This is a genomic window from Mycobacterium alsense (genome assembly GCF_002086635.1).
In the GTDB taxonomy this organism is placed as follows: Bacteria; Actinomycetota; Actinomycetes; order Mycobacteriales; family Mycobacteriaceae; genus Mycobacterium; species Mycobacterium alsense.
Genome location: NZ_MVHD01000097.1, coordinates 1 through 6,671, shown reverse-complemented (window position 1 = coordinate 6,671; position 6,671 = coordinate 1). Strand labels below are relative to the sequence as shown.

General features: G+C 69.6%; 9 protein-coding genes. 4 read left to right on the top strand and 5 right to left on the bottom strand.

Features of this window, described 5'->3' with window-relative positions; genetic code table 11:
* A partial coding sequence (locus BST11_RS26340) for a PE family protein (protein WP_142276595.1) occupies window positions 1-488 on the bottom strand: 488 nt, incomplete at its 3' end.
* A 223-nt stretch (window positions 489-711) separates the two neighbouring features.
* Window positions 712-1,509, bottom strand: a complete 798-nt coding sequence (locus tag BST11_RS26335) for an IclR family transcriptional regulator (RefSeq protein WP_083141111.1) — start codon at window positions 1,507-1,509, stop codon at window positions 712-714.
* 168 nt (window positions 1,510-1,677) lie between these two features.
* Between BST11_RS26335 and BST11_RS26330 the strand changes: the two genes are divergently transcribed.
* The gene (locus BST11_RS26330; RefSeq protein WP_083141110.1) at window positions 1,678-2,343 is read left to right on the top strand and encodes a DedA family protein; all 666 of its coding nucleotides are present in this window, start codon (window positions 1,678-1,680) and stop codon (window positions 2,341-2,343) included.
* A 21-nt stretch (window positions 2,344-2,364) separates the two neighbouring features.
* Here the strand turns inward: BST11_RS26330 and BST11_RS26325 are convergent, their stop codons facing one another.
* Window positions 2,365-2,949, bottom strand: coding sequence for a TetR/AcrR family transcriptional regulator (locus BST11_RS26325; protein ID WP_083141109.1), 585 nt, complete (start codon window positions 2,947-2,949; stop codon window positions 2,365-2,367).
* 197 nt (window positions 2,950-3,146) lie between these two features.
* On the opposite strand from BST11_RS26325, the gene BST11_RS26320 reads away from it, so the two are divergent.
* Window positions 3,147-3,539: an anti-sigma factor antagonist gene (locus tag BST11_RS26320; RefSeq protein WP_067321870.1), complete on the top strand. Its 393-nt coding sequence runs from the start codon at window positions 3,147-3,149 to the stop codon at window positions 3,537-3,539.
* 1 nt (window position 3,540) lies between these two features.
* Window positions 3,541-4,626 carry a glutamate--cysteine ligase 2 gene (locus BST11_RS26315; protein ID WP_083141108.1) on the top strand — a complete coding sequence of 362 codons (1,086 nt, stop codon included), beginning with the start codon at window positions 3,541-3,543 and terminating at the stop codon, window positions 4,624-4,626.
* On the opposite strand, the gene BST11_RS26310 is transcribed toward BST11_RS26315, so the two are convergent.
* Complete coding sequence (locus BST11_RS26310) at window positions 4,613-5,398, bottom strand: sulfite exporter TauE/SafE family protein (protein ID WP_142276594.1); 786 nt, start codon at window positions 5,396-5,398, stop codon at window positions 4,613-4,615. The two genes, BST11_RS26315 and BST11_RS26310, sit on opposite strands and share 14 nt — an antisense overlap.
* 8 nt (window positions 5,399-5,406) lie before the next feature.
* Window positions 5,407-6,204, bottom strand: coding sequence for an SDR family NAD(P)-dependent oxidoreductase (locus tag BST11_RS26305; protein WP_211284796.1), 798 nt, complete (start codon window positions 6,202-6,204; stop codon window positions 5,407-5,409).
* Between the two features lie 263 nt (window positions 6,205-6,467).
* Here BST11_RS26305 and BST11_RS27420 point away from each other — a divergent pair.
* On the top strand, window positions 6,468-6,671 hold a 204-nt coding region (locus BST11_RS27420), incomplete at its 3' end, for a DUF2510 domain-containing protein (RefSeq protein WP_142276593.1).

The window sequence follows — 6,671 nt, the reverse complement described above, 5'->3', positions numbered from 1 at the left end:
TTGCCGAACAGCCCCGCGCTGCCGCCCTTGCCGCCCGCCTGGCCGGCCGTTCCCGAGCCGCCGTTGCCGCCGTTACCCCACAGCAGCCCGCCGGCCCCGCCGTTCGCGCCGCTGCCCGGGGCCCCATTGGCACCGTCGCCGATCAGCGGGCGTCCCACCAACGCCTGCGCGGGGGCGTTCACCGCTCCCATCAGCGCCTGCTGTGCGTTGGTCGCCTCGGCGGCCGCGTAGGCCCCAGCGCCGCCGCCGAGGGCCTGCACGAACTGCTCCTGAAACGCCGCCGCCTGCGCGCTGACCGCCTGGAAGGCCTGGGCGTGGCCGCCGAAGACCGCGGCGATGGCCGCCGACACCTCGTCGGCGGCCGCCGGCACCAACACCGTCGTCGTGGCCGCCGCGGCCGTGTTGGCCGCGCTGAGCCCCGAGCCGATGCCCGCCAAATCGCTGGCCGCCGCCGAGACCATTTCCGGCATCGCGAAAAGAAACGACATGACGCCTCCCAATGCAGGACGAATCGACTCGTACCCGGCTGGGAGCGAACCATCGCCGATTGAAAACGGTATTCTCACCGCGCCGGTTATGTCGCCAAATGTCGATTTCGCCGTGAAATCACGGCTCCATATCCGGCGCGCGCCGCTGGACGTATCTCAACCACCCGCCGATCACCCCGGTTCGCGCACCGTCACCCTCGAACGTCCTCCAGCGGCGACACCGTTACCCCAGCTGATCGCCAATCTCCTTGGCCGCCTTGACGAGCGCGGCGGCCACCGATGGGTACCGCGAGCCGTCGAGGCGGTTCTGCGGCGCGGCGGCGTTGAGCGCAAGCCGCAGTCCTGGAGCGCGCGTCGGGATCGGCACCGCGACCGAGGCGACGCCCTCCTCGCTCTCCTCGCGATTGATCGCGTAGCCCCGCTCGCGGATGCGCGTCAGTTCGGCCTCCAGCTCCGTGCGGCTGCCAATCGAACGGGCCGTGATGCGCTCCAGCTCCTCGGACCGAATCAGTTGGCGCAGTTCGGCTTCCGAGAGCTGAGCCAACAGGACCTTGCCCGTGGAGGTGCAATGCGCGGGCATCGTGCGGCCCAGCCGCGACGCCACCCGCACCGCGGCAGGCCCCTCGACCGCGGCGACGAAACGGACGTTGGCGCCGTCGAGCATGCCGATGTGGATCGTCTCGCGCAGGTGTTCGCCGAGGCTGCGCATGACCGGGGTGGCGGAGCGCTGGATGTCGATGCGGCCGAAGATCGCGAACGCCACGCCGGTCAGCGACGGACCGGGCAGGTACGCCTTGGACGCCGGGTCCTGGCGGACGAACCCGCGGTAGGCCAGCATCGCCAGCAGCCGGTGCGCGGTCGACGGCGCGACGCCCAGGTACCGGGTCGCCTCGCTCAACCGGATCTCGGGCCGCTCCCCCAACAACAGCAGCAGCTTCAGCGCGTTGTCCACCGACTCGATCGGATACTGCGGCGCGAGCGCATCGGCGGCCTGCTCCGCCGGCACGCGCTTCTTTTGCATACCTCACCGTAGCCACGGTGGAACCGACCGTCGCCACCCCGCCGCGCAGAGCCGAGGCGTGCGCCGAGGAGGACGCACAGGGTGCCGCCTCTGCCGCCTCAGGGCCCGCCGCTCCCCCAAGCTGGCCATTGCGGCGCGGTTCGGCCGCCGGTCATGCATCCTTGACCCATGGACGTCAATGCCCTGCTGCAGTCGATCCCGCCGGTCACGGTTTACCTCGTGGTCTGCGGCGTGGTCGGGATGGAAAGCCTGGGCATTCCGCTTCCCGGGGAGATCGTGTTGGTCAGCGCGGCGCTGATGTCGTCGCACCACGACCTGGCCGTCAGCCCGGTCGGCGTCGGCATCGCGGCGGTGATCGGCGCCGTGGTCGGCGACTCGATCGGCTACGCGATCGGGCGCCGGTTCGGCCTGCCGCTGTTCGACCGGCTCGGCCGGCGGTTCCCCAAACACTTCGGTCCCGGACACGTCGCCCTGGCCGAAAAGTTGTTCAACCGCTGGGGAGTTCGGGCGGTCTTTCTCGGCCGCTTCATCGCGTTGCTGCGGATTTTCGCCGGGCCGCTGGCCGGCGCGCTGAAGATGCACTACCCGCGCTTCCTCGCGGCGAACGTATCGGGCGCCATCTGCTGGGCCGGCGGCACCACCGCCTTGGTCTATTTCGCCGGAATGGCCGCCGAGCGCTGGTTGGAACGGTTCTCCTGGATCGGGTTGGTCGTCGCGGTCGTGTGTGGCCTCACCGCCGCCGTCTTGTTGCGGGAACGCACGTCGCGCGCGATCGCCGAACTCGAGGCCGAGCACTACCGCAAAACCGGCACCGCCGCGCCCGACGCCGCGTGAAATCCGCGGTGGCTCAGCGCATTACGGTCGATGCTGCTCGATGAGGGCGCGGGCCATCCGCTGGGCGCGCAGCGCCGCGTCCAGGTCGCCTTCCGCCGCTGAGATGATCGAGCCCTTCATCAAGATGTGCCAGGACCGGGCGAAGTCATCGACGTCCGAGAGCCCCGCCGCTTCGGCGCGCCGGCGCACGATATTGCGAATGTTGTCCAGATAGGTGACGCTGGCCTGGCCCGCGGGATGATCCGTGCCGAGCTCGAGCAGGACGTTGATGAACGAGCAGCCCTCGAAGCCGTCGCGATTTTGGAACCAGTCGTGGAAGACGTCGAAGATCGCCAGCAATTGTTCCTCGGGGCTGGCACCGCGCAGCTGCGACTGCGTTTCGACCAATCCGATGGTCCAGAGTTGTTCGCGACGGTGCAGCACGGCCAGCACGAGGTCGTTCTTGGTGGGGAAATGCCGATATAGCGTCGCCTTGGCGACACCGGCCCGCTCGATCACCTCGTCGGTGCCGACCGCGCGGATCCCACGCCGGACGAAAAGTTCATAGGCCGCGCTCAGGATGCGATCGCGGGCCGATACGGATTTCGAGACATCGACGCTTGTCATACCCCGGCTTACCGTACTCTTACCGCCCAGCGTGTAGACAGACCGCCCTGTCTCGTTATACAAATGATATTCGCAGTCCGCGAAGAATTTCGTCTTCAGACAGCAGGACGGGCATCCACCCCGGCGCGGGGCGCCGGATTAGGGAGTCCCCCATGAGCCCAGTTATTGTTGCGGAACCAATGTCCAGCCCACATTTCATGCTCAGCACGCGGCTGGTGTACGAGCTGGGCGATCCAAACAGCACGCTGCGCGCGACCACCGACCGCAGCGGCGCCGCGGTGCTGATCAATGCCGGCGGCGAGGTCGACGCCTGCAACGAGCACACCTGGCGTCAGCTCGTCAGCGAGGCGGCCGGCGTCGTCACCCCGCCCGGGCCCTTCGTCGTCGACGTCACGGGGCTCGACTTCATGGGCTGCTGCGCGTTCGCGGCGCTGGCCGACGAGTCGAACCGGTGTCGCGAGCGCGGTATCGAGTTGCGCCTGGTGAGCTGCGACCCGATCGTCACCCGCGTCGTCGACGCCTGCGGGCTGAGCGGCGTTCTGCCGATTTATCCGACGGCGGACGCAGCGCTCGCCTCGGCCGCCCGGTGAGCTGAGCGGGCCTCCGACCGTCGGCGTGGAGGAGGAGTTCCTCCTCGTCGACGCCCACACCGGCGAGCCGGCCCCCCGCAACGCCGCGGTGGCGGAGGAGGCGAAGCGCCGCGGTGTCGCGCTGGACCTGGAACTGAGCAGCTGCCAGGTCGAAACCACCTCCGGCGTGGCGGAAACCGGCGCGGAACTCGCCGGGGAACTCGCCGCGCTGCGCCACACCGCGGCCGAGGCCGCCGAGGCCGCGGGGGTTCGGCTGCTTGCCTCGGGCCTGCCGCCCGCGACGCCGCACGAGTTTCCCGTCACTGACACCCCGCGGTACCGGCGGATCGGCGCGCAGTTCGGGATGATCGCCCACGAACAGGGCATCTGCGGATGTCATGTCCACGTGCAGGTGCCCGACCGCGCTGCCGCCGTTCACGTCAGCAACTGGCTGCGGCCGTGGCTGCCGTCTTTACTTGCGCTGTCGGCGAATTCGCCGATCTACCGCAACGCCGACAGTGGCCACGCCAGCTGGCGCAGTGTTTTGTGGCGACGCTGGCCGGCCGCCGGGCCGCCCCCCTTCTTCGACTCGCTCGACGACTACGACGGTGCGGTGCGCACGCTGGTCGATACCGGGGTGATCCTCGATCCGGACATGATCTATTGGGACGTGCGCCCGTCGGCGGACTTCCCGACGGTCGAGGTGCGGGTGGCCGACGTGCCCGCGACGGTCGCGGAAACCGTCCTGCTGGCGACGCTGGTCAGGGCCGCGGTGATGACTGCGCTCGACGCGCGCGACGATCGGCCGGCACGGCTGCCGCCCGGCGGGCTGCGGGCGGCGTACTGGAAGGCCGCTCATGACGGGCTGGCGGGCCGCTCGCTCGATCTGGTCGGTGGTCGCGGAGCGGTTCCGGCGCGCGAGCTGCTGGGCACGCTCGTGCAGCGGGTGCGCCCCGCGCTCGACGCGCTCGGCGAATACGACCATGTCACAGCCGATCTCGACGGGGTGGCCGCGCAGGGCAACGGCGCGATGCGCCAGCTGCGGGCGTGGCGGAAACGCGGGGACGTGATGGACGTCATCGCCGAGGTCACCGTCACGCCAGAGTGATCAGCCGGTACAGGCCGATCAACCCGACCGCGACGATCGTGGTGCGCAGCGCGGCCGGGGAGAGGCGGCGCCCGTACCGCGCCCCGACCACGCCCCCGGCCAGCGAACCCGCCGCGATGAGCCCCGCGACCGGCCAGCTGATCCGGTCGAACGCCACCAGCGAATAGCTCACGGCCGCAACGATATTCACCAATAGTGCGAGCAGGTTCTTGGCCGCGTTCATGCGCTGCACCGACTCGGGCAGCAACGCACCCATCACCCCGACCAGCAGAATGCCTTGCGCGGCGGTGAAATAACCGCCGTAGACCCCGACGGCGAAGGTTCCCAGCACGAGCGCCACCATCCGCGCCGGCGTGACGTGTTCGGCGGATCGTCCCGCCAGCTCCGCGCGCTTCGACGCCCAGGCCTGCAGCCGCGGCCCGAGCACCACCAGCACCAACGCCAGCACCAACAACACCGGCACCACCCCGGCGAACACCGTCGCGGGCAGATGCAGCAGCAGGAATGCTCCCAGCACCGCGCCGGCCAGCGACGCCGGGATCTGCCACCGCAACCGGTTCCCTTGGCCGGCCAGCTCGGCGCGGTAGCCCCAGGTGCCCGACACGCTGCCCGCCACCAGACCGACGGCGTTGGACATGGTGGACGTGACCGGCGGATAGCCCAGGGCGACCAGCGTCGGGAAGGTGATCAGGGTGCCCGACCCGACGAGCGCGTTGATGGCGCCCGCGGCGAACCCCGCCGCGGCGATCACCACCACATGGGAAGCCAGCACTACGCGCGCTACTCGGGAAAGCCGAACAGTTTGACGACACCGTGATCGCGGCCGGCGGTGTAGCCCCCGTCGACGGCGATGGCCTGCCCGCTGACGAACGAGGCGTCCGGGGACAGCAGGAAGGCCGCCATCGCCGCGACCTCCTCCGGGCGACCCAACCGTTGCAGGGCGTGCTCCTCGGTGATGGAGGCCAGCGGCCCCTCCATCCCCGGCAGGCCGAAAACACCTTGGGCCATGGGGGTTTCGATGAAGCCGGGGCAGATGGCGTTGGCGCGGATGCCGCTGGGTCCGTAGTCCAGCGCGATGTTCTTGGTCAACAGGACCACGCCGCCCTTGGCCGCGTTGTACGAGCTGCCGCCCGCCGTGCCCTCCAGGCCCTCGATGCTGGCGACGGTGACGATCGAGCCGCGCTCGCCGTCGACGCGGGGTTGCTCGATCATCCTGGCCAGCGCCGCCTTGGCCACCAGGAACGTGCCGGTGAGGTTGATCCCGATCACCCGGTCCCATTCCTTGCGGTCGAGCAGGTGGACCGGGCCGCCGCCGGCGACGCCGGCCGCGTGGAAGAGGCCGTCGAGGCGGTCGGGCACCGCGGCCAGCACTCCGGCGATGGCGGCCTCGTCGGTGACGTCGGCCGTCACGAAATGGAACTCGGGGCCGAGGTCGGGCGGGGAGGCCACGTCGGCGCCGACGACGGTGCCGCCCTCGTCCAGCAGGCGCTTCGCGGTGGCCAGGCCGATGCCCGACGCCGCGCCCGTCACGACGAAGGTCCGGGACCGGGCGCGATCAGCGTTCACCATGGCAGTCATGGTGGCACACCCACGTCACCCGGGTCGGGCTCGACAGCGGGCGAAAAATCAATGTCAAGCGAAATTGCGAAACCCATATGATCCACACCACAAAATTGCGACACTTCGCGTGGCGGCACCCGCCGTTTTCCAGGGAGGCCGGGAATGTCCTCATGAGAGCAGTCTCGATCGCCGCTGCAGCGCCCCGCGCCAAGAATCCTTCAAGCCGGTAGCGGGAGCATTGGTCTTCCAATCCAGAATCTCGTCCGCAGAAAGACACGAAGATGAGCACACCCCAGCCCGGCTGGTACGACGACCCGGAGAACTCGAACGCACAGCGCTATTGGGACGGTCAGAACTGGACACCGCAGCGTCAGCGAAAGGACACGACGCCGACGGCGCCCGACCACGCCGCCGCGGCAAAGATGATCTTTCGTTGCCGAGGCTGCGCGGACCAGAACTGCCGACCGTCGTCCCGCGCCTTGTTC